Annotated in this window: 22 protein-coding genes and 1 pseudogene; 15 read left to right on the top strand and 8 right to left on the bottom strand. The window is 65.3% G+C overall.

Translation table 11 applies throughout. The annotated features are described in order from the left end of the window. Positions 1-192 precede the first annotated feature (192 nt). A complete protein-coding gene (locus tag AC1DWC_RS09275) occupies positions 193-756 on the top strand; it encodes a DUF4240 domain-containing protein (RefSeq protein ID WP_477907396.1) in 564 nt (187 codons plus the stop codon). 13 nt (positions 757-769) lie between these two features. Here AC1DWC_RS09275 and AC1DWC_RS09270 read toward each other — a convergent pair. Continuing rightward, a pseudogene (locus AC1DWC_RS09270) lies at positions 770-868 on the bottom strand (pseudouridine synthase); the annotation flags it as partial. Positions 869-1401: 533 nt separating this feature from the next. Between AC1DWC_RS09270 and AC1DWC_RS09265 the strand changes: the two are divergent. Beyond that, on the top strand, positions 1402-1557 hold the full coding sequence (locus AC1DWC_RS09265; protein ID WP_477907394.1) for a hypothetical protein: 156 nt from the start codon (positions 1402-1404) through the stop codon (positions 1555-1557). A gap of 604 nt (positions 1558-2161) precedes the next feature. Continuing rightward, positions 2162-2296, top strand: coding sequence for a hypothetical protein (locus tag AC1DWC_RS09260; protein ID WP_477907392.1), 135 nt, complete (start codon positions 2162-2164; stop codon positions 2294-2296). A 326-nt stretch (positions 2297-2622) separates the two neighbouring features. Here AC1DWC_RS09260 and AC1DWC_RS09255 read toward each other — a convergent pair whose 3' ends face one another. Then, positions 2623-3318 carry a hypothetical protein gene (locus AC1DWC_RS09255; protein ID WP_477907390.1) on the bottom strand — a complete coding sequence of 232 codons (696 nt, stop codon included), beginning with the start codon at positions 3316-3318 and terminating at the stop codon, positions 2623-2625. Positions 3319-3398: 80 nt separating this feature from the next. Further along, positions 3399-3866 carry a hypothetical protein gene (locus tag AC1DWC_RS09250; RefSeq protein ID WP_477907388.1) on the bottom strand — a complete coding sequence of 156 codons (468 nt, stop codon included), beginning with the start codon at positions 3864-3866 and terminating at the stop codon, positions 3399-3401. A 408-nt stretch (positions 3867-4274) separates the two neighbouring features. On the opposite strand from AC1DWC_RS09250, the gene AC1DWC_RS09245 reads away from it, so the two are divergent. Beyond that, positions 4275-4685, top strand: coding sequence for a hypothetical protein (locus AC1DWC_RS09245; protein WP_477907386.1), 411 nt, complete (start codon positions 4275-4277; stop codon positions 4683-4685). Positions 4686-4964: 279 nt separating this feature from the next. Here the strand turns inward: AC1DWC_RS09245 and AC1DWC_RS09240 are convergent, their stop codons facing one another. Both AC1DWC_RS09240 and AC1DWC_RS09235 read right to left on the bottom strand, forming a co-directional pair. After that, positions 4965-5447, bottom strand: coding sequence for a hypothetical protein (locus AC1DWC_RS09240; protein WP_477907384.1), 483 nt, complete (start codon positions 5445-5447; stop codon positions 4965-4967). Continuing rightward, positions 5444-5662 carry a helix-turn-helix transcriptional regulator gene (locus AC1DWC_RS09235; protein ID WP_442239622.1) on the bottom strand — a complete coding sequence of 73 codons (219 nt, stop codon included), beginning with the start codon at positions 5660-5662 and terminating at the stop codon, positions 5444-5446. Before AC1DWC_RS09235 ends, AC1DWC_RS09240 begins: the two co-directional genes overlap by 4 nt. A 786-nt stretch (positions 5663-6448) precedes the next feature. On the opposite strand from AC1DWC_RS09235, the gene AC1DWC_RS09230 reads away from it, so the two are divergent. Then, positions 6449-7189 (top strand): MBL fold metallo-hydrolase, encoded by a 741-nt coding sequence (locus tag AC1DWC_RS09230; protein ID WP_477907382.1) that lies wholly within the window; start codon positions 6449-6451, stop codon positions 7187-7189. A gap of 449 nt (positions 7190-7638) precedes the next feature. Next, entirely contained in the window at positions 7639-8061 is a 423-nt protein-coding gene (gene arr, locus AC1DWC_RS09225) for an NAD(+)--rifampin ADP-ribosyltransferase (RefSeq protein ID WP_477907380.1), read from the top strand. Positions 8062-8662: 601 nt separating this feature from the next. Here arr and AC1DWC_RS09220 read toward each other — a convergent pair. Beyond that, complete coding sequence (locus AC1DWC_RS09220; RefSeq protein ID WP_477837129.1) at positions 8663-9235, bottom strand: TetR/AcrR family transcriptional regulator; 573 nt, start codon at positions 9233-9235, stop codon at positions 8663-8665. Between the two features lie 52 nt (positions 9236-9287). On the opposite strand from AC1DWC_RS09220, the gene AC1DWC_RS09215 reads away from it, so the two are divergent. The 3 genes from AC1DWC_RS09215 (at position 9288) to AC1DWC_RS09205 (ending at position 12527) form a co-directional block, all read left to right on the top strand. After that, complete coding sequence (locus AC1DWC_RS09215) at positions 9288-10412, top strand: 3-ketosteroid-9-alpha-monooxygenase, oxygenase component (protein ID WP_477907377.1); 1125 nt, start codon at positions 9288-9290, stop codon at positions 10410-10412. 439 nt (positions 10413-10851) lie between these two features. After that, entirely contained in the window at positions 10852-11445 is a 594-nt protein-coding gene (locus AC1DWC_RS09210; RefSeq protein ID WP_477907375.1) for a hypothetical protein, read from the top strand. A gap of 662 nt (positions 11446-12107) precedes the next feature. Then, positions 12108-12527: an Hsp20/alpha crystallin family protein gene (locus AC1DWC_RS09205; protein ID WP_477907595.1), complete on the top strand. Its 420-nt coding sequence runs from the start codon at positions 12108-12110 to the stop codon at positions 12525-12527. A 265-nt stretch (positions 12528-12792) separates the two neighbouring features. Here the strand turns inward: AC1DWC_RS09205 and AC1DWC_RS09200 are convergent, their stop codons facing one another. Further along, on the bottom strand, positions 12793-13383 hold the full coding sequence (locus tag AC1DWC_RS09200; protein WP_477907372.1) for a TetR/AcrR family transcriptional regulator: 591 nt from the start codon (positions 13381-13383) through the stop codon (positions 12793-12795). Positions 13384-13446: 63 nt separating this feature from the next. Here AC1DWC_RS09200 and AC1DWC_RS09195 point away from each other — a divergent pair, with 63 nt between their 5' ends. From AC1DWC_RS09195 to AC1DWC_RS09170, 6 genes are all read left to right on the top strand, one after another. Then, complete coding sequence (locus tag AC1DWC_RS09195) at positions 13447-13977, top strand: SRPBCC family protein (RefSeq protein ID WP_477907370.1); 531 nt, start codon at positions 13447-13449, stop codon at positions 13975-13977. A gap of 654 nt (positions 13978-14631) precedes the next feature. Next, the gene (locus tag AC1DWC_RS09190; protein ID WP_477907368.1) at positions 14632-15390 is read left to right on the top strand and encodes a hypothetical protein; all 759 of its coding nucleotides are present in this window, start codon (positions 14632-14634) and stop codon (positions 15388-15390) included. 471 nt (positions 15391-15861) lie between these two features. Then, positions 15862-16305, top strand: a complete 444-nt coding sequence (locus tag AC1DWC_RS09185; protein ID WP_477907366.1) for a hypothetical protein — start codon at positions 15862-15864, stop codon at positions 16303-16305. Between the two features lie 523 nt (positions 16306-16828). Continuing rightward, positions 16829-17299, top strand: coding sequence for a flavodoxin family protein (locus tag AC1DWC_RS09180; protein WP_477907364.1), 471 nt, complete (start codon positions 16829-16831; stop codon positions 17297-17299). Positions 17300-17496: 197 nt separating this feature from the next. Beyond that, positions 17497-18150: a TetR/AcrR family transcriptional regulator gene (locus AC1DWC_RS09175; protein WP_477907362.1), complete on the top strand. Its 654-nt coding sequence runs from the start codon at positions 17497-17499 to the stop codon at positions 18148-18150. 12 nt (positions 18151-18162) lie between these two features. Continuing rightward, positions 18163-18876 (top strand): hemerythrin domain-containing protein, encoded by a 714-nt coding sequence (locus tag AC1DWC_RS09170; RefSeq protein ID WP_477907359.1) that lies wholly within the window; start codon positions 18163-18165, stop codon positions 18874-18876. Between the two features lie 679 nt (positions 18877-19555). Here AC1DWC_RS09170 and AC1DWC_RS09165 read toward each other — a convergent pair. Beyond that, positions 19556-20299, bottom strand: coding sequence for an SDR family oxidoreductase (locus AC1DWC_RS09165; RefSeq protein ID WP_477907593.1), 744 nt, complete (start codon positions 20297-20299; stop codon positions 19556-19558). Positions 20300-20712 lie beyond the last annotated feature (413 nt).

Here is a 20712-nt window from a genome sequence, read left to right as displayed (position 1 = left end):
CCCGACCTGCGTCATCGGCCGAGCACCCGGCTGGAGGCGACCCTCGAGGTGATCGCTCCCGAAGCCGGTCAGCGCGTTCTCACACCGCCCCGGCATTGGAAGAAATCGCAGTCCGGCCGCAGAGCGTCCGCAGCAGGCTCCGCTCGAGGTCAAGTCCGTGATGTGTCACCGGCAGGTGCGAGGATTCCGGCCATGGACACGGACGGATTCTGGACACTAGTGGAGTCGAGCGGGGCGGGCGGTCCGGTGTGTGAGCGGGCGGAGCGGCTGACCGCGCGGCTGGCCGAACTGCCGCTGCCGGAGGTTCTGGAATTCCAGCTGCGCCTGGACGAGGCCCGTGCCCCGCTGGACACCACGGGCACCCTGGCGCTGGCCGCCCTGGCCCTGCGCGGGCGGGTCAGCGACGACGGCCTGTGGTACTTCCACGTCTGGCTGATCGGCCTCGGCCGCGACGCCCACGGCCTCGCCGTCCACGACCCGGACGCCCTCGCCGAACACCCCGCATTCCGGCACCTCGCCGCGCTGCCGTACGAGCAGTGGGAAGACGAAGACTTCCCGGACTGGGAGCTCCTGGACTACTGCGCCCAGGATGCGTACGCGCGTCTCACCGGAGAGGAGGACGCCCTGGAGGAGGTGCTGCAGGCGATCGGCCACGACAGCCCCTGCAACGCCGACGCTGTCGGACCGGTGTGGACGCCCGAGCAGACCGCCGCCCGGCTGCCCCGCCTAACCGCGCTGTTCGCCAACGCTACGTGACGGCCCGTCAGCCCAGTGCGAGGGAATGATCGTCCGGCGATTCTGGCAGCAGGTCGGGGTACCAACGGTCGCCGAGAAACCCGATGCCGAGGGCCGATAGGTGCACCCGCAACCGTGGGAGGTGTCTCGAAACCCGTTGGTGTCGAAGAGTTCTGATCCACCTCTGCTCGCGAACGCATCGTTGGCCTCCGCCTGGGTCCGGTACGCCAACGAGGGTGTTGAGCCCGCACGGTGCCGTTCAGAGCCACTGAGCGAATCGCGACCATCTGTACAGATCGATGCACCAGGACGATTGCATCGCCAACCGCCGCGACAACATGATTTGGCAAACGAACCGCCGCGAACAATTGCCAACTTCGATGACAACGATCACGCTCGACTGTCGTCACGCTAGTTGTCACACCGCAGATCAGAGCCCCGGCAAATGCCAACTGCGATGACGGTTCACACCGCCGCCTGTGAACGGTCACCGTAGTTGGCCAATCGTCATCGTAGTTGGCCACTTCGCCAACTTTGTTGGCCCAATGGTCAGGATAGTTGGCCAGGGGCCGGCGTTGCCTCGCGTGGCGAACCTGTGGGTGTCGGCCTTTGCAGGCGTCCGTCACCGCACCGCGGTGGTGACGAGTCGGACGAGCTGCCCCGGGCATGCTGAAAGCCGAACTCGTCGAACGTATCCCGGGCCCCGACGGAGGAATGGCCCGCAAGTTCGCCATCACCGCCGAGGGGACGCTCCGCCTCGAGGCGGAACGTTCCATCCATGCTCGTGCACTGCAGAGCGTGATGGCCGACTGGACGCCCTGAAGACGTCGAGACCCTCGCCGAGTGGCTCAAGCGATTCAACACCGACATCGAACGGTTTGTGGCGCGACCCTGGCCACGCCCGGGTACCTCAGGAACTGCCGAGGCGACCGAGTAGGTGCAGCCGCGAGGGCGAGATCGACGACAAGGCCGTGCTCGGCGGCGTTGACTCCGGCGTCCAGGCGCTCCACGAAGTCGGGCAAAGTGTGCGCGTCGACGTGCCCTGCGACCTCGATGACACTAATTCCGACACTGGGAACACCTGCCGGGATTCGCCGAACTGCTGAGGGCTCCGCGTGCGGGCGAAAATGGGTGATATCGACACGGCAGGCCTCCTGATGCGTGATGGGCCTCTCGGACCGAATGGGCCACACCGGGAGTGGTGCAGGTGCCGATGGCTCACGCTCTTTCGTGTGGAAAGCCTCGTGACCTGCGGTCTTGGCAAGTCAGGCGATCGGTCGCCAGAATGGCCGCCATGCCTACCGCTCGCCGTGCCGATCCGGCCTTTCAGTGGGGCGCGATGGCGCCGTGGATCCTCGAATGGGAATCAGCTACCGAGCCTGATGACGCCGTGCTCGAGAGGTGGACCGATGGGCTTGCATCGCTCATGACTCGGATTGACTCCAGCGTCCTCTGGTGCCCGCGGACCGGCACCGTGACCGCACCGGCGGACTACTCCGACGAGAAAGTCACCCAGCTGTTGCGGCGGTCCACCGCCACGTACGCGGGCATAGACGGTTGAGCCCTGGAAGCCCCGCCCAGGCGAGTACCCATCTACGTGCGCGGCGCCGGTATGGAATCCAGGTGCGGCGCATTGCCTGCCGCGCCTATCCTTGGTCGCCCGGGGCGGGGTTCCCCTTGCGAGCCGTTGAATGATCGGCGGTCAGCACGCGGGGGCAATGGGGCCTAGTCCGGGCTCTCGGCCGCCGGCCTCGACGTCGCCGGGAGTCCGGGAACCGGTGCGGGTGCCCGTCGGGGGAATCGTTGGTGCACGGGCTTCCGGTCGGTCAGCGTGAAAGCGCGAGGCTCAGGAGCCAACGAAGTATGGGCAGAACCTGTGCGACTAAGTCATGGACCGACTGGGATATCGCCGAAGGACTCGACGCGTGAAAAATCAAGCCAGCAGACTTCATCAACCACCGCCCAACCAGTTTGGGCAGAATCAGAATTGTGGCCCAGGACGTACTCCCTGCTCGGCATTGCGGTGTTTCTATCGAATATGAGGACATGCCTGACCAACTCGTCGAAGCTAGTTCCTTCGACTGAAATTGCGATGGTTTCGCGACCATTTTGCTTCGCCACTTCAGCCTCTACTGCAGGGCGCCGAGAGAGCTCAATCAGAATGGCGCTGGTCAACCATGGGGGGATGATCCGTTCCTTCCAGATTCTTGCCGTCGACGAGATGACGCTCAATGCCGACTCGGTGTCGACAGCCCGCAGCGGGTTTCTTCGATTGAATTCCACCTGGGGCGGGCTTGTGGTCGGCTGAGGATTGGACGGTTGCGGCCTTCCGTTTCTTTTTTGAACTATCTTTCGAACTCCGTCTGGGGATCTCCAGACGTGAACATCGCAGTGGCTCGTGCCTTCGAATGCGGGAACGAGATTCGAATCATTGAGGATGTATCCGGTTTCCCGATACTTGGCGACATAGTGGATGTGCTCGATGTTTCCGCTACCGGCAACCTCTCCAGCTCTTGACCGGAGTTCGTGCCCCAGGTTGTGCAGCAGGAGCGCGCTATCGCGTCGGTCGGCAGATTCGGTCACAGTGAATATGTGTTCCACACACAAGCAAGGGGTGCGGGCCCGCGCGGCGCGACTAGGTATACCCGGCCAATGGCTTCGGGTCAGGTCCGCTTGCGGCTCGCGATCTCGTCAGAGAGCTGCTGCACATGGGCGGGGTCCGCGTCCCGGGCAAGGGCGACGTAGTGGTCCATGACGGTCGGCCTGTAGCGCACGGGCAACGTCTGTCCTGGGGCGAGTCGGGTGAGCTCGGTGATCGTGAGGCTTTCGTCTGCGATACCGCGGAACGAGATGCCGGCGGCGGTCTCCACGTCGAACATCAGGACCACGCGTGGATTGCTGTTGACCTCCCGCCAGTCGACGAGAACGCCGAGCGCAAGCGCCCCCGTACGCAGTTCCGCAATGCGCTTCAATGCACCACTGCTCATGAACGGGTTCGGGGCGACGCCCGGAAAGTCAGGCCCGACGCCGAGCGATTCCCGACTCAGGTCGGGCCTGAGCTGCTCCATCAGATCGTTGAGCTTCGTCTCCGAACCGAACATCTTCGAACCGAACATCTTCGGATCGAACATCCTGCCTAAGATCCTGCCGAACATCCTGACCCCTCCCTCACACCGGTGCCGGAATCTCGGCCTGGCGCTTCGCCCTCACCGCGATAGTATGTCGCGGCCATTCCCTTCCGGCCCGGGCGTCCCGTCGGTTTCGGGAGCATCCCCTCGATCAACGACCACTGGGCATCCGAGAGCAACTGAAAACGCGACACGGGACCAGAGTTCCAGCCAGAACGCTCAATCTTTGTCAGACACGCCCTAATGGCTGGGCGGCACACGAGGCCTCCCGACGGATGCCACGCCGGGAGACCCCGTCCTTCGCTGGCGTCGACGGACCATCTGCGTCCTGTGGAGCGGCCCGCTGGTCCTGACCTACGCCACCGACCCTGTCGCGGCTGGCATGAGAGTCCAGGCCTTGAATGAGTAGAGGTGATCGTTGCAGCTGTCGCCGACCCATCCGACGGCTACGCCGTTCCAGCCGTTGCACATTCCGCCAAAGTCTGTTGCCTGATCGGCGACCAGCCGTGGACCGTCACGTATCGGCCGCGCGGCGACGGCCGGAGAGGGTGGTGGCCTGGCACCGGGCCGGACGATCTGCCACCCGGCGGGGCCGGTCAGTGGCTGTTCGTGCTGCTCGACCGGGACTCGGACAGGCCGGCGGTGGTTGTCCCCCTTTCCGCTCCCCTGACGCGGCCGTCCGCCACCGCCGACGGCACGGTCTGGCTGGCCGACGGCACCGTAGCCGCCCTCCGCCTGGACGGGAGCGTCGACGACCTCGACCTCGCGTTTGACGACCCATCCCCCGGCCACAGGCTCGATGGTCTCACTTCTGGTGCGTGAACAATTGCCAACTATCCTGACAATCCTCAAGGGGGTCTCTCGTCACCGTAGTTGTCAATCCGCAGGTCAAGAGGCCGTGAGATGACAACTATGATGGCGATTCACACCGCCTTCGAGACCTTGTCGAGAAAGTCGACCAAGAGCCTGCACCCTCTCGCTCCGAGTGTGCAGCCGTAGATCCGCACCCCATATGCCGGCGCGTCGGCCGCGGTGAATCCGGCGTAGCCCGCGGCCTGCTCAGAATCCCCATGGCAACCCGGCCGGGCGTGACGTCCGGCTTCAGAAGTCCTCGTCGAGAAGGTCACGTTCCGCTCTTCGCTGACGCTCGCGCCGCACCGACCAGGCAGCCGCGACCAGACCGCCGGCGGCGCCGACCACGACACCGAACCAGGTACCGACCCCGGTGGCGAGCAGCAGTTCCGAGACCACCCCGAGCGCGCCGATCAGATACACGACAGCAGCGAGGAAAACCCTTGGGCGCAACCAGTTCTCGGTCGCTCCAGGGTCGACGTCACGGCTCCGCGCGTACGTCATCGTGGCGGCCGAACCGAGCAGCCAGGTGATCAGCACGCCGAGCGCAATCCAGGCCCCGGCCCGTCCCGCCGCCCACGGCAGAACAGCAGAGGCGAGGAGCGCGACCCAGTAAAAGAACTGAAACCCGACCGCGGACGCCTCGTTCCAGACGTCCCGTTGCCGCTCGTCGGCGTAGAAATCGTCGTCGAGATCACCGACGAATCTCAAGACCTCGACCAACCTGCTCATTCCGACTCCTCGCGTAGGGGAAACAGCACCTCGACACTCGAGTCGAGCGCCCGCGCCAACCGCAGGGCCAGATACACGCTGGGGGCGTAATCGCCGCGCTCGATGGACACGACACTCTGCCGACTGACTCCGACGAGGGCGGCCACCTGGGCTTGAGTGAAACCGGCAAGTCGCCTGTGCTCTCGCACCTGGTTCGCGCCAGCATGTCCACGCATGACGGCAAGTCAAGCCGCCTTGATACCATTAGTCAAGTCAACTTGTCTTTTCGGGATCGATGCCACCAGCATCCCCACCAGGACTGGCTTCGCCGACAACCCGCCCCGAGTGCACATCGCGGATGCGGATCGTCGCGGTGCGGGGATGGATGACCGCAGCCGTGCGTCGCGTAATCGGTCGACTCTGCGACACGGACGGTGAGACACTTCGCCAGCACCAGCCCGCCGTTCCCTTCCGCGGTTGGCCGTTGACGCCGGTCCGGTTCGTTGGTTCGGTGCGCGCGCAAGAGTTCACCTGAGCCGGGCCGGGCACGCGCCAGTCCGCTGATCGGCCTTACCCGCCATATTTCGTTCAGTCAACAAACAGCCGCGAACAAATGCCAACTTCGATGACGACTATCGCGCCCTGCCGTCGTCACGCTAGTTGTCAGACCGCAGGTCAGAGCTCCGGGAATTGCCAAAAGTGTTGGCGATTCACAAAATCATGAATCGTCACCACAGTTGGCCAATCGTCACCACAGTTGGCCACTTCGCCAACATAGTTGGCCATTGGTCAGGATGGTTGGCCAAAGCGCAGTCAGGCGCCCCGAAATGCCAACATCGCACCCGCGGAAGGATGCGGATCGATCTCCCAGAAGTCGCATAGCGCTCTGATTGCGAACAGGTTGAGCATCAGGGCCGCGAGTGACCCGCTCGTGATGCCGAGAAGCATCGTTGTCTGGTTTCCTTCCGGAACTCTCCCCCTGCCCGGTGTTTCTCTTTGTCGATGCGACACAATGGATTTCCGTGACGACTGTCGAGGAAGTAGCGCCCGATGTGTTCCGTGGTACCGGGACGGATGTGAACTTCGTGCTCCTGCGGGACGGTGACGCGCTCACCCTGGTCGACGGCGGCTACCCCGGGGATGTCACCGCAGTCGACAGCGCCATCCGTGCGCTGGGCCGGCGGCCGGAAGATGTCCAGGGCATGCTGCTCACGCACGCGCACGTCGATCACATGGGCGCGATCGTCGCGTTCCACGACCGCTACGGGATCCCGGTGTTCACGGACCCGACCGAGGTCGCACACGCGCGCCGCGAGTACCTCGAGCAGGCCACGGGCAAGGACTTCATCCCGATGCTGCACAAGCACGGCGTGCTGCCGTGGCTGCTGCGCATCGCACGCGCAGGCGCCACCCGATCAGTGTCGGTCAACGCACAGGCCTTCACACTGGGTCATCCTTTGGATCTGCCGGGCGGCCCCGTGCCGGTCGCCACCCACGGTCACACCTCCGGGCACACCGCGTTCCACCTGCCGCAGCACGGCGTCGTCGTCACCGGCGATGCCCTCGTCACCGCGCATCCGCTGTCGAAGATCCAGGGACCGCAACTACTCCCACCGGTCTTCGACCACGGCAAGGAAGACACGCTCGGGGCACTCGACCACCTCGCCGCGCTCGACGCCGACACCATCCTCCCCGGCCACGGCCCCGCGCTGTCCATGCCCATCGCGGCGGCCGTCGACGAGGTGCGCGATCGCACCCGCTGAGCACGTCCACATCTCGCCCGCTGGTCGACGGGTTCGTAAAGGTGCTGCGGCACAACCACTCGCATGACCGCACCAACTGACCTGGGACTGCCCCGGTCGGGCGGGCACCACCAGCGCATCCGGCAATTCGACACAGCTCGCTCAGTCAACGAACAGCCGCGAACAAATGCCAACTTCGATGACAACGACCGCACCCTGTCATCGTCACCCTAGTGACGCGCGGCAGGTCAGTGCTCCGGGAAATGACAACTACGCTGGCGATTCACTGCGGTCGGGCGGCGTCTGAGTGTGCAGGCTGCCGCCGGGGGCGCCGTGCCGTGTGAGAGTTGGGCGCGCAGCGCGGTCGCGTCTTGTCCACCTTCAGGATACGGCGTGGGTGGGGGCTTGCGGCAAGGCCCCGGTGATGCGGAAGACTCGCTCGTCCCACCAGGTAGACGAGAGGAATATAGATGTCCAGACTGCTCGATGAGGGGCCGTTCTTCCATGGCACGATCGCGGACCTGCGCGTCGGTGAGTTCCTCACCGCAGGCCGCCCATCGAACTACCGCCCTGAGTTCGTGATGAACCACATCTACTTCACTGCCCTCGTCGATGGAGCCGGCCTCGCTGCGCAGATCGCTGCAGAACTCTCGGGCAGTGACGCAAATCCGCGAGTTTATTCAGTAGAGCCAACCGGGGAGTTCGACAATGACCCGAACGTCACTGACAAGAAGTTCCCAGGTAACCCCACTCGGTCGTATCGCAGTAGCGCCCCACTGCGCGTCGTCGGAGAGATCACCGAGTGGACGCGACTGACACCCGAACAGCTTCAGACCTGGCGGGAGCGGCTGTCGGCGCTTCGCTCGAGCGAGCGTGGCGAGATCCTCAACTGAGGTGCGCGTAGGGGTACAGGAACTACATCGACCCGGATCCCACGTAGCCGCCCATGCCGGACCTGCTCGACGATGTCAACGAGCCCGACGCGTTGACTGAAGAGTGGCTCCGCCTGGGTTGGGTGCGCCGGAGACGCAGCGAACAATTGCCAACTTTGATGACAACGATTGCGATCGGTAGTGGTCAGGATAGTTGTCACACCGCAGGTCAAAGCGTCGGCATTTGCCAAATAGGTGGCACAGCGGTCACCGCTGTTGGCAATTGGACACGCTAGTTGACACACCTCCGCACGATACGAACCCGTCAGGTCGAACACGAGACCGCGAATCCATATAAGTCAGGGAGCCGCGGCTGGCACCGCCTGAGGTTTGGCGCCGCCCGCCCTTCCCCATCTGCGAGTCGCGACTTCACTCCTGGCGAGGCGTCGGCACCGACCGGGAGAGCCACACCCACAACGCCGCGGTAATGGCACCGCGGCACTCGACATCACGCCGGCGTCCCGTCGGGGCGATGGGCGATATCGGCCTGCAGCCCGTCGTCTCTACTGCGTTGCGGGGACCCCTGGGCTCCACCAGTCGAAGCGTTCAAACCAGCGTGCAGTCATCGTGAGTGCATTGGTGCGCGTAGGAGCCCGACGAGCATCTCCACGATCTGCGGCTGCGTAGGCCCGAATCGGTCGGCGCCCTCGTGTGCACGCTCGAAGTCGGCCAGGAGCGCGAACAGCGTGGTCGCCATCGATGAGATGCGGCTGATCCGCTCCCGCCGCGTGCCCTCAGGGAGGAGTTCGGCCAGCGTGTTCGTGATCATCGACCAGGTGGTGTCTTCACCGGCAGGCCACCCTTTTACCTGGGTGCGCATGACCTCCAGGAACCGGAAGTAGTGGGTACTTCCCTGCTCGACCGATGTATCGACGAGGGAAGCCACCAGCACTTCTACGAGCGCATGGGTGTCGCTGCGGTCGACACCGACCAGAAGCCGGGCGCCTGAGGCCTCCACCGACTGCAGCCGCCGTCGCACGATCGCCGCGATCAGGCCTTGGCGATCGCCGAAGTGGTACTGCACCGCGGAGTTGTTTCGCTGGCCCGCGGCGATCGCGATCTCGCGCAGGGGGACATCGGCGCCGCGATCGGCGAACATTCGTTCGCCAGCGCGCAGCAATGCGTCGACGGTCATGGATAGAGAACTTACCCTTGACGGATTTAAGCACGCGCGCTTAAATCCGGGTATGGACTATCGCGACATAGACACCGGCCAGCCGATCGACCGCTACGCGCGCGGCTGGCACTGCGTGGGGCTCGCCGACACGTTTCGGGACGGCCGGCCGCATGGCCTTGATGCATTCGGGACCCGGCTCGTGGTCTTCGCCGAAGCCGGCGGCGAGCTTCGGGCGCTCGACGCGTACTGCCGACACATGGGTGCCGACCTGTCGGGCGGGATGATCAAAGACGATGCGATCGCCTGTCCGTTCCACGACTGGCGCTGGGATGGGCTCACTGGTCGTTGCACGGGCGTTCCCTATGCACGCCGGGTGCCCCGGCTGGCCAGAACCCGCAGGTGGCCTACGGCCGAGCGCAATGGTCAGTTGCTGATCTGGCACGACCCCGAAGGGTCCGATGCATCAACGGATCTGCTGCCCCCAACGATCGACGGCATCGAATCGGGGGCATGGACTGATTGGGTGTGGAACTCGGAACGGATCGAGGGCTCGCACTGCCGGGAGATCATCGACAACACCGTCGACATGGCGCACTTCTTCTACATCCACCACGCCTATCCGACCTACTTCAAGAACGTGCTCGGCGGGCACTGCGCATCGCAGTTCATGCATTCGAAGGCCCGCCCGGACGTGTTCGGCGCGGGCAAACACTCCTCGGAGGATGCGCATCTGGTTTCGGAGGCAACCTATTTCGGCCCTGCCTACATGGTGAACCTCATCCACAATCACGTCGCACCGGACTCGGTGATCGAGGTCGCGCTGATCAATTCGCACTATCCGATCTCGTCCGAGTCCTTCATGTTGCAGTGGGGAATTGCGGTGCAGAAGCTGCCGGGTCTCACCGACGAGCAGAACGACCGGATGGCGCGAGCGTTCTCGGGCAACTTCAGCCGGGGCTTCCTCGAGGACATCGAGGTGTGGCGGTCAAAGACGAGGATCGAGAACCCCCTGCTCACCGAAGAGGACGGCCCGGTCTACCAGCTGCGGCGGTGGTATCGGCAGTTCTATGTCGACGTCGGCGACGTGTCCCCAGAGATGACCACGCGCTACGAGTACGAGATCGACACCGCGCGCGCCAACGACGTGTGGCAGGCCGAGGTGGCGCGAAACCTGGCCGCCCAGAACGCAGGATAGGGCGCCGACAAGTCCTCACCGGCTGTAGGGCGCGAAAACGCCGGGCGGGTCGCGGCGACGACTCCTCGCGCAGGTCTGCTCTCACTCGTCAGGAGCACGCTTTTCCCTACCGGCCGTGACCCTGACGCTGATCCAGCTGGTGGACCCGCCACCGACCGACCAAATGCCAACTTCGATGACCACGATCGTGCTCCGCCGTCGCCACGCTATTTGGCACACCACAGATCAGGGCTCCGGGAATTGCCAACACCGTTGGCGGTTCACAGGCGGCGCCGCAATTGTGAATCGTCAGGCCAGTTGGCAGATTTCAAGTGTGTGGCCGAGCGCGCGCGGTGGTTGTCCCGCTGCCGGTTTGCAGTCGGGGAGCGCCGTTCGCAGCGGAGTCGACGGCAGGGCCGGCGTCAGGCTCGGCGCCGTCTCCTGGTGTTACGGTGAGCCCGTGTTTGACTTTGCCGGCCTCGACGCGGCGATCCTCATTACGCTCCGCGCGTGCGTCGCGGAACTCCGCGATGCCGACGACTCGCTCGCGATGGTGGCCTGCGGCATGGTCGAAGACCTCACCGGCTTCTTCGTTGCCGGGGCCGGTGCGACCTGGGCCGCTGGGCTCGAGGGGTCGAGCGCAGACAAGGCGCAGTGGGCCTGGAGTCCACCGGAGTGGCCGCTCAGCGCTGAAGACCCGGACGATGCCGCGCCAGGGCGGGTAACGAGCGCAATCTGGGTGCTCTCTGGCACCCAGGCACTGATCGACGGTACGGGGAAAGAGCTCGAGGCAGGTGCCTATGATGCCCTCCGGCTGCAATACGAGAGCCGGATCGTGCGTGCGATCCAGCGGATGCAGGCGGATGGCGAGTTTCGCGATGCCGCGGGGAATGACGTGTGGATCTGGCTGCACTCCGCGGACGACGCTGATCCCGAGCTCGACGCGCGCAGCTTTGCCGCCCTGCAGGGCCCCGAACTCGCCCGCGATTTCGGTGACCGTTTCGGCGCCGGGGGCGATCGCCTGCTCGCGCGTGTCGCGGCCCGCGAGGCGTAGCGCAGCACTGAAGGCGTCGTCCCGGTGACCCGTGCGCTCAGGACCCGCTCACGTTGGCGGAGTCGCGCCACCTGCACCGCCGAGTACGACACCAGCCGAGGAATGGTCGCTGAGGGGGGCCACGGATCACGTGTCCGCGGCGAACACCGAACCACGGACAAGCCTGTGAACTCCACCCCCGCCCGCCGGTAGTCGGAGAACAACTGGCGGTGGATCGCGTCGGTCATGTTCGGGCCGTCCGCCGGGCTGTCGGTCACCGCGGGCCGCGGAAACCGTGGGCCCCGCGGGTCGCGTCGTTCACCTCGGAATGGTTGGCCGCTGCGGTAGTCCATGCGCACATTGGTGACTTGGCCGTCGCGGCTGCGGACGGCTGCGGTGACTGTGCGGGTGCCGATGTCGAGCACAAGGACCGTGCGGGGCATAGGGGGCGATCGTGGCCCGAGGGTTCTCTACCGGAGGCCTGCACGGTGCGATGCCAGCACGCCCGGTCGTGCCTGGCACTGGCACTGGCACAAGTGCCTGCGAAGTGCTAAACCGAGAGGAGCACAGCCGAGCCGATATCCCACCACGGTGGCGGGGTGCGGCCCACCAACCTGTAGGAGGTGGTTGCTGTGCCACTTCGATTCGATCCATTCCGCGATTTCGACCGGCTCAGCGAGCAGATGCTCGGGGCGGCGGCCGGATCCGCCCGGGCCCCACGGTTCATGCCGATGGACCTATACAGGTCCGGCGATCACTACGTCCTGCACGCCGACCTTCCCGGCGTGGATCCCGGTTCCGTCGAGGTCAGTGTCGATGGCGGCATCCTCACCGTGAAGGCCCAGCGCAGCGAGCGCACCGAACACGACGTGCAGTGGTTGGCCTCCGAACGCTTCACAGGGGGTTACATGCGTCAGCTGTCTCTCGGCGACGGAATTGACTCCGAGCACATCGCCGCGACCTATCAGAACGGGGTGCTCACCGTCACCCTCCCTGTGGTGGAGAAGGCCAAGCCCAGGCGTATCGAGATCACCCCGGGCGCCAGCGACGAAACGAAGATCATCGCGCCCGCCGACGCACCCGAGCAGGCCACCACGACCTAACTTCGTCCCCAGACGGGGTCAACCTTGCCCAGGCGATCGACGCGGGTCGGCGGCGGTGGGCGTGGGCTCGGCAACGGCAACGGCAACGGCAACGGCAACGGCATCCTCCGTACCTCCTGCGAGGTCAGGTGTCAGCGCTTCGACAGGGCCGTATCACCGGGTGCTGGAGGAGCGACAGCGCTGATGTCGAGATGCAGCGGAGATAAGCGAGATGCGACTCTAGATCAACTAGGCATGCGTCGCTGACCCTGCCGTGACCTTGTGGTCAGGGGGAGAGCTTGTCGAGTAGCGCCCGCGCCGCCTCTGCGGCCATCTCTTCCGCCCGCTCGGGTAGCTCGGTCTCGTTTCGCAGACGTCGCCGCACGATCGCGTAGGGCACCCCGACCACCGCAAGTTCGGCGAACTCCACCTCTTCGTCGTCCGCTGCCCCCATTTGCCGCGCCGCCTTGTGCACCGCGGTGTACGTTCGCGCGTTCGCGGACTCGAGTGCCTCCCGATCAGCCGCGGCCCAGTCCGCCTGGCCGAAACTCTCTGCGCCCCACAGCAGTACCGTCGCTTCGGCCGGATTCACCCGACACCAGGACACGACGTGGCGTGCGGCGGTGATCAGACCCTCCCGGCCCGGCTCGGAGTCAATTGCGGCCACGAAGCCCGACTGGAACCCGGTGACGCTGCGCAGCCACAGAGCGGCAAGCAGGGCAGGCCGGTCGGGGAACCGGTGATAGATCGACCCGCTCGGTGCCCCCGACCTGCGCGCCACGGCCGCCATCGTCACCGCCGCCGGCCCGCCTTCGACGGCGAGCTCGCGCGCGGCATCCAACAGGCTGTCTCGGTCGTAGAGGGGGTTGCGTCCCATGCATTAGAGAGTAGCCTCCAAAATGGTTTTAGAGATGTGTCCCTATTATTCGAGGAGGCCGCCGTGCTCGTCCGCAACTTTCATGCTCGGTCCCTGCCCGCTACGCCCGACCAGCTCGGCAGGCTCGTCGATGCCCTTGCCGGACCCGACGATCCGCTCTGGCCGGTCGACGACTGGCCCGCAATGCGATTCGACCGCCCGCTCGGGATCGGCGCGGACGGCGGCCACGGCCAAATCCGCTACACGGTAGTGGGCTACATCCCCGGAGAGTGGATTCGGTTTCAGTTCAACGGTTCCGGCGGACTCGTCGGCTTCCACGAGTTCACGGTGCGGCCCGACGGCCCTGATCGTGCCGAACTCAACCACCTCGTGGCCGCAACCGGGCACGGTAAGGCGCTGCTCCGATGGGCGCTGGTTGTGCGATGGCTGCACGATGTCGTGATCGAGGAGATACTCGACAGGGCCGAGTTCGCGACCACCGGCGTGGTCCGCAATCCCGTCCGGCGGAGCCCCTACGTGCGTCTACTGCGTCGCGGGATGCGCCGCAGAACCCCTGCCGCGCAGGTCAGTCCGTTGGGGGTCCATGGTTCCTAGCGGAGGATCTGTCGGAGATGTCCCTCAGGCCCCAAGATGGTCCCGCAGCCAATCCGCCTACGGCGACGCACCTACATTGACGGGCACGGTCGGCACTCCCGACATCTGTCACGTGCGGCCGCGTGTCATGTCAATCTTCGCTGAAACTCGACAGCTGACATGGGGTGCCGGAGGTGGAGCGACGAAGGGTGCAATCTGCACCTGCGGTGCCGATGTGGGCACCGGGACCAGCATCTGCGGCATCGGATCGCGAGTCGTGGTCGCTGCCACAGGAACGGTCAGGGGTCGTGAAGACTTCAGCCACTGACTCCAAGCGCGGCCGATGCAATCACTCGACTAATCACCGGTGAACTCCCCATCGAATCCATACCGACCGGTATATCTTCGGCAGGCTGCGAGCCGTTGCATACGGCCAGGCAACCAAGGTAGTTGGCGGATGGTCAGGTAGTTGACCGATTTCCCCGAGCGGAATTGTCCCTTCGCGGCGGTCGCCAGGATCGCCCCACCCGTCGTCGCACGGCGCGCCCTACGACAGGGCAAGTCTCACGGCGCGACCACTTGGGCGGACGCCATTGCAGGCATCAAAGTGCCCGGCTGTGTCAGGTTTGCCGCGGCGGCAGTAGCAGCGACGGGCCGTAGACCTAGCCTGAGTCAATGAAGATCGACCGGATTCCCGACGGAGCTCAGGACCCCCGCACCAGCGTCTTGACGCGCGCACGACTGAGTGACGTTCAGGACGTCGATGACATTTTGACGCTGGTGTCTGCAGAACGAGCCGCAAATCTCGACTCCCGAATCTTCATTACCCTCGACGATCTCGCCCAAGCTTCGTACACGAGCATGCACGCCGGCGAGGCCGATGAACTCGAAGTTGCGACAGACGATCTCGACTTTCTGAACGACCCAAGCGCTCAACGGCGCTTCGAACTCCGGCAGGTCGCTCATGCGGCGGCTCAGCTCGGCAGGAGCGAACTCATACCGAGCTGGGACGAACTGCATGGCACTCGAGAATGCCCTCCCGACTGGATTGACCGGATGGCCGCCGTCAACGACGACCCGTCCACCATTCTCGACGACGAGATCCACGTTCTCCACGTGCCGGTCCGCGACAGCCTGGCGGCAATCGCCGGCTTCCCGAATGGGTACTTCAGCGTCGACTGGGACACGTTCCAGAACTACACCGTCACTCGTCATCTCGCCGACGCCTACGGCTATCGTCCACTTGGTATCGGTGCGTCCTGGATTGGATTCGAACGGGATACGCCGTTGTCCCTGCTGAAGGCGAACGAGCTCATCGAGGAGCTGAAGCCCATCTACCGCAGTATTGACGCGCCCGGATGGACTCGCCTCGAGGACACCCTGACTCGCAGGCGGACGCTCTTCCTCGGCTACACCGAGAACTTCGCCGACTGAGAAAGCGGTGGGTCTCGTCCAGCTCCGGGGTCCGTGGCGGTCGACACCGCAGCGCTCATTGCTACCCGTCTTGCATGCGTGTCGGGGTCGGGTGGGCTTTGCCGGACGGGCTGCTGGTTTCACTCGCAGGCCGTGAACCCGTTGGCGAGTTGGCGCAGCCTGAACATTTGCCGACTACCTTGACCACGATTGCGCCGCACTGTCGTCACTCTAGTTGTCACACCGCAGGTCAGAACTCCGAGAAATGACAACAATGTTGGCGATTCACCCGCCTGCAACCGGCCGGCGTGATTGGCAATTTGCCAGGTAGTTCGCACAGCGGCCAACGCAGTGGGCAATTGGACACGCCAGTTGACACAGGCCGATCGCGAACCGGCCGGCGGCAGTGCACGACCCGAGTGGGCCGCACACCTCGGCAAGCTTCCCGACGGCGGGCCCGAGGGCGCCCGCTCGCCGTGCACAATGGCGCGAGTGACCTTGGAAGAAACTCAGGAACCGGGGCGCGGCGAGGATTTCACCACCCTCGCCGCGCATGTGAAGGACTACCGCGCCGGTGGCTACGACGTCGACACCGTCACCGAGTCGGTGTGCGCGGAATGCGGCGGACGAGCCTTCGAGATAGGCGTGGACGACGAGGCGGGTTGCGCCGAACGGCTATGTGTGGCCTGCGGCGACGCCGTCCTGATCGCCGACAGCGTGGACTACTGGCCCGAGGCCGAACCGGTCCAGTGTGAATGCCCTTGCGGCGGCGAGGAGTTCGCCATCGCCGTCGGCTTCGCCCCAGTCGGCGACGGGAGCGACGACGTGCGCTGGGTCAGCATCGGGCTGCGGTGTCTGCGAGACGGGATGCTCGGCGTGTACACGGACTGGAAGATCGACTACAGCCCTTCGGGCCATCTGCGAGGCATGGCGTAGGCGGGACGTACCCCGAAAGGGCATCGACGGACCGAGCATCACGCCCGGTCGCAGGACGTCTCGCCCATCACGGCGGTTGCGTCGGGGGTCTCGAACGCCGACCAGACCCCAACCTCACAGGGAACTTTCTTCGCTACGGGTTGCCGAGATCGAACTTTGGAGTGCACACCGTGGCCGGCACCCGGGTCTCCAACCCCGCGCAGTTCGCTCCTCGAACCACCCCGCGAAATGCGACCTCCCGCCACGAGCGGCGCCGGGGGGCTTCCATACCCAGCCTCCTCACGGCGTAGCCAGCTGTTCTTCCGGGGGCCATCGGCAACGGAACTGGCGCAAAGGCCGGGCGGGACCGATCGAATCGGGCCGGGTGTCACATTTCTGTCGCGGTCGGTGTCTCTACGTGTGTGATCGAGGTGGCGAGAGGGCGGGGAGGTCGTGGCGATGACGCATGGCCACAGCAGGACTTGCATCCACTCACACGAATGACAGGACACGACATGGATACGACGTCGCCAGGAGAATCATCGTGAAGGCACTGATCGTGTGCACATCCGTCTCGCACGGCAACACCAGAAAGATCGCCGAAGTCATGGGCGGGGTGCTGTCGGCGCCGGTCATGGCTCCCGAGCAGGTCGATCCAGGCGCGTTGGCAGGCTACGACCTGGTGGGATTCGGGTCCGGGATCTTCCAGATGTCGTTCCACCCACAGCTCCGAGACTTCGTCAGGGCCCTCCCGCCGCAGCCTGCAACCGCGGCGTTCCTGTTCTCCACCAGCGGCCTTCCCGAACCTCCGCTGCGGCGTTACAACCGTTCTCTCGAACGACTACTCGCGCAGAAGGGGCTCGAGGTGGTCGACACGTTCTCCTGCCGGGCGTTCGACACCTACCTGCCGTTCAAGCTCGTCGGCGGCATCAGAAAGGGACGGCCAGACATCAACGATCTGCGGGCAGCGCGTAAATTCGCCGAGCACCTACGCTCGCAGGCAGTCCCTGAGTGATGTAAATCTGGAGCGGCCCACCGCCGGCACTGGCTGCCGCTCACTCGGCCCGGTCCATCACTGTCAGTTGAAGGTCACAGTCGGCCGTTTCTGAGACGCTCCCTCGCGCCTGGCGATTCACACCGACCCCGCCGACCGACCGCTAATTTGGCTTGTCAGCACTGGTATTGAAAGCAAGAAAGTTACACAATAGGGACATGGGCGCAGACGGACCCCGCGCTGCATCGGTCTCCGCGAGGACTAAAAGACGGTACGACTCGACGCTTCGACGACGTCAGGCCGAGGAGACCCGGCGGAGGATTCTCGCTGCCGCCACCGCCCTGTTCGGTAAGCGCGGTTGGTCCGCCGGGATGCGCGACATCGCAAGCGCGGCGGGTGTGTCATTCGAGACGGTGTACGCCAACTTCGGTTCCAAGCCGGGTCTGCTGAACCAGGTCCTCGACATGGCGGTGGTCGGCGACGATCAGCCCGTGGCCTTGATGGACCGCCCGGAGTTCGCCGCACTTGCCCACGGGACACACCGGAAACGTGCCGCGGCGGCCGCGGCGTTGGTCACCGGCATAAATGGACGCACCATGGGGCTGATGGGGGCGTTGCGTGAGGCGTCGGCCGTGGAGCCGGCACTCGCGTCAAGGCTGGAGGACGAGCGGCGCCGCCAGCGCATGACTGTGCAGGTGGCCGGGGCGTTGATAACGGGTCGTGACCTGAGCTCCACCGAGAGCGATGGGCTATGGGCCGTGATCACGGTGGAGGTCTACGAGCTCCTGACCGGCAGCGCCGGTTGGAACCCTGGGCAGTACGAGGATTGGCTTGCCGGAGCCATCATCAGGCTTCTGGCACTGGAAGAGTGAAAGGAGAGGGCCATGGAGACCAACCTGCATGAGCCCGCCGACACACGAAGCATGGGGATCGTCCACAGCGCGCTGCGCCGGGACCTGGAACGAACCCGGATGGTACTCGAGAGCCGGCCGTACCCGGACGGGAGACGTCGCCGCAAGCTCGCCGCGCACATGCTCTGGATGATGCGCTTCCTGCACATTCACCACACCGGTGAAGATGTCGGACTGTGGCCGCTGATCCGGTCCAGAAACCCGTCGGCGGGTGCGCTGCTCGACCAGATGGACGCAGACCACAAACGGATTGCCCCGGCGGTCGCCGCCGTGGAAGGGGCCGCACACGCCTACCGTGACGACGGGTCCGCACGCGAACAGTTGCTCGTCGCGCTGGCCGGATTGGGCGACGTCCTGCTGCCGCACCTGCGGCGTGAAGAGCTCGAGATGATGCCGGTCGTCGCGGCCACCATCACCACCGCCGAGTACCTCGCCGTCGAGCACGAGCACTTCGTCAAGCCGAAGAGCTTCGCCGAACTCGGCGCTGAAGGACACTGGGTCATCGACGGGCTCGAACCGGATGGCCGCGAGGTGATCTTGCGCGTGGTCCCGGCCGTGCCGCGCTTCGTCCTCCTCCACGGCTTTGCCCGGAGCTACCGCCGCAAGGCCGCCCTGCTGTGGCGTGACGGGCCGGCGGCTGCGGTGCCGTCGCTCAACCTGTCACTCATGGAGGACCGTTCCCGGTAAATGCACTGGGGCACGGGCGCGGGAGGCGCTCGCTGACGTGGCGAGAAGTGCGGCGCCTCGGCTGGGGCCGGCTGGCGAACACCCACAGGCCCAGGCCAAAGTCTGTGTGGTTTGGGAGTCCGCGCGCCTAGAGTCTGCGTATGGACCGCTATGTCAGGCAGGAGCCAATCCCGGATCCCCGTCCTGGACAGCCGGAGGTTCGTTCTCGGTTCTGGTGGATCCGGGCAGTTCTAGGTTTCCTTCGCCCTGGAAACTTGCTCCGCGACCGGGCCGCCAGCAGGTACTCATCGGTGGCCCCTCGTCATCCTGATGGGACGCGTACCAAGATAATCCCGTTCAACGGCGGCGGCTGGGGACGGTAGGCGGTTCTGACGTCTCAGGCTCTGACTTCCAGCGCTAGGTGGCGCGGTTCTGATGGTTTGAACCTGGCACGGCATGGCGATACTCCGGGGGGAATCACCGGATGCGCAAGGCGCTCGGACTGCTCGGCATCGCCGTCGGCCTCGAGCTTCGGAGCAATGACAACTTCGTCGGCGATTCACAACGGCCTGTAACCGGCCGCGTGGTTGGCAATTTGCCAGGTGAATCTCGGGACCGGTGCAGTCGCCCGCAAATGCCGGTGCCGGTGCCGGTGCCGGTGCCGGTGCCGGTGCCGGTGCCGGCAGTGAGCGCACCGATGTCACTGGCGCGCCAGCCACTCCGACAGTCGCGTCTGCGCCAGCTCTGCATCACGGCCAGGCAGCAGGCTCTCGGGCCCGAGCACCGCCCCGAAGTACCGCGCCCCGGGATCGGTGACCACCGTGCGCGGATCGGAACGCGCGGCCAGTACTGTGCCGATCCACTGGTCCATGCCGAACACTTCCGGACCCGCGGCCTCGACGGTGCCGTTCAGCGGAGTGCCCACCGCCGTGCGGCCCACGACCGATGACACCTCGTCCGCGGCAATGGGTTGCACACCTGCGCCCGGGAGCCGCACCTCGCCGTCGACAGTGGCGGAATCGGCTATGCCACCGGCGAATTCGAAAAACTGCGTCGCGTGCACCAGCGAGTAGGGCAGGTTCGATCCCTTGATCAGTTCCTCCTGTGCCGCCTTCGCCCGCAGGTACCCGGACTCCGGCAACCGATCCGCACCGACCACCGACAAGGCGACGTAGTGTCCGACGCCGGCCGCGGCGGCGGCCTCGAGCAGGTTCGTGGTGGAGGTCCGGAAGAAGTTCATGACGTCGTCGTCGGCGAACGACGGCGAATTGGAGACATCGACCACCACGTTCGCATCCTGCAGCACCTCCCCCACTCCCTCACCGGTGAGCGTGTTCACGCCCGTGCTGGGTGCGGCCGGAACCGCTTGGTGGCCAGCCTCATTCAGGCGAGCGACGAGCGTCGAGCCGATCAGCCCGGTGCCTCCGATGACGACGATCTTCATGCTCAGTTCCTTCCGTCGGCGCATTGCTTCGGGACCGGCGAGGGGCCCTGCGAACACGATGGGGCAACCGGCCATTTCGTGACGGGCGCCGCTGTTCGGATGCGCGTACCCACGTGAGAGGGATTGCTCGCGACCGCACCCGCCCCCGCCGCGCGACTGGCGCAATTGGCGCAACTGGCGCAACTGGCGCAACTGCACGGAATCTCGCCATCCTACCTCCGCCAAAACAGCCAGGGATACCGTCGCGCGCGGTCCTGGTGCATCCGGTGCAGGTCAAGGCGGTGACTGAGGTTCCTCCTCGGACTGTCCCCCGGACCACACCGACGTCGATCGCGCGGAGGTCAACAACCCGGCTGCGGAGCACCCGGAGAAGCCCCGGGAGTTGGTCAACGTCTGGTTCACGGAAGCCGGCA

It is taken from the genome of Rhodococcus sp. P4_C10, from assembly GCF_056402135.1.
Note: the sequence above shows the minus strand (reverse complement) of the source record. Positions and strands in the feature narration are given on the sequence as shown.

Coding starts and splice junctions, on each gene's coding strand:
- AC1DWC_RS09275 (WP_477907396.1), top strand. CDS start 193: ATGGACACGGACGGATTCTGGACACTAGTGGAGTCGAGCGGGGCGGGC.
- AC1DWC_RS09265 (WP_477907394.1), top strand. CDS start 1,402: ATGCTGAAAGCCGAACTCGTCGAACGTATCCCGGGCCCCGACGGAGGA.
- AC1DWC_RS09260 (WP_477907392.1), top strand. CDS start 2,162: ATGACTCGGATTGACTCCAGCGTCCTCTGGTGCCCGCGGACCGGCACC.
- AC1DWC_RS09250 (WP_477907388.1), bottom strand. CDS start 3,866: ATGTTCGATCCGAAGATGTTCGGTTCGAAGATGTTCGGTTCGGAGACG.
- AC1DWC_RS09240 (WP_477907384.1), bottom strand. CDS start 5,447: ATGAGCAGGTTGGTCGAGGTCTTGAGATTCGTCGGTGATCTCGACGAC.
- AC1DWC_RS09235 (WP_442239622.1), bottom strand. CDS start 5,662: ATGCGTGGACATGCTGGCGCGAACCAGGTGCGAGAGCACAGGCGACTT.
- arr (WP_477907380.1), top strand. CDS start 7,639: ATGTCCAGACTGCTCGATGAGGGGCCGTTCTTCCATGGCACGATCGCG.
- AC1DWC_RS09220 (WP_477837129.1), bottom strand. CDS start 9,235: ATGACCGTCGACGCATTGCTGCGCGCTGGCGAACGAATGTTCGCCGAT.
- AC1DWC_RS09215 (WP_477907377.1), top strand. CDS start 9,288: ATGGACTATCGCGACATAGACACCGGCCAGCCGATCGACCGCTACGCG.
- AC1DWC_RS09205 (WP_477907595.1), top strand. CDS start 12,108: ATGCTCGGGGCGGCGGCCGGATCCGCCCGGGCCCCACGGTTCATGCCG.
- AC1DWC_RS09200 (WP_477907372.1), bottom strand. CDS start 13,383: ATGGGACGCAACCCCCTCTACGACCGAGACAGCCTGTTGGATGCCGCG.
- AC1DWC_RS09190 (WP_477907368.1), top strand. CDS start 14,632: ATGAAGATCGACCGGATTCCCGACGGAGCTCAGGACCCCCGCACCAGC.
- AC1DWC_RS09175 (WP_477907362.1), top strand. CDS start 17,497: ATGGGCGCAGACGGACCCCGCGCTGCATCGGTCTCCGCGAGGACTAAA.
- AC1DWC_RS09170 (WP_477907359.1), top strand. CDS start 18,163: ATGGAGACCAACCTGCATGAGCCCGCCGACACACGAAGCATGGGGATC.
- AC1DWC_RS09165 (WP_477907593.1), bottom strand. CDS start 20,299: ATGAAGATCGTCGTCATCGGAGGCACCGGGCTGATCGGCTCGACGCTC.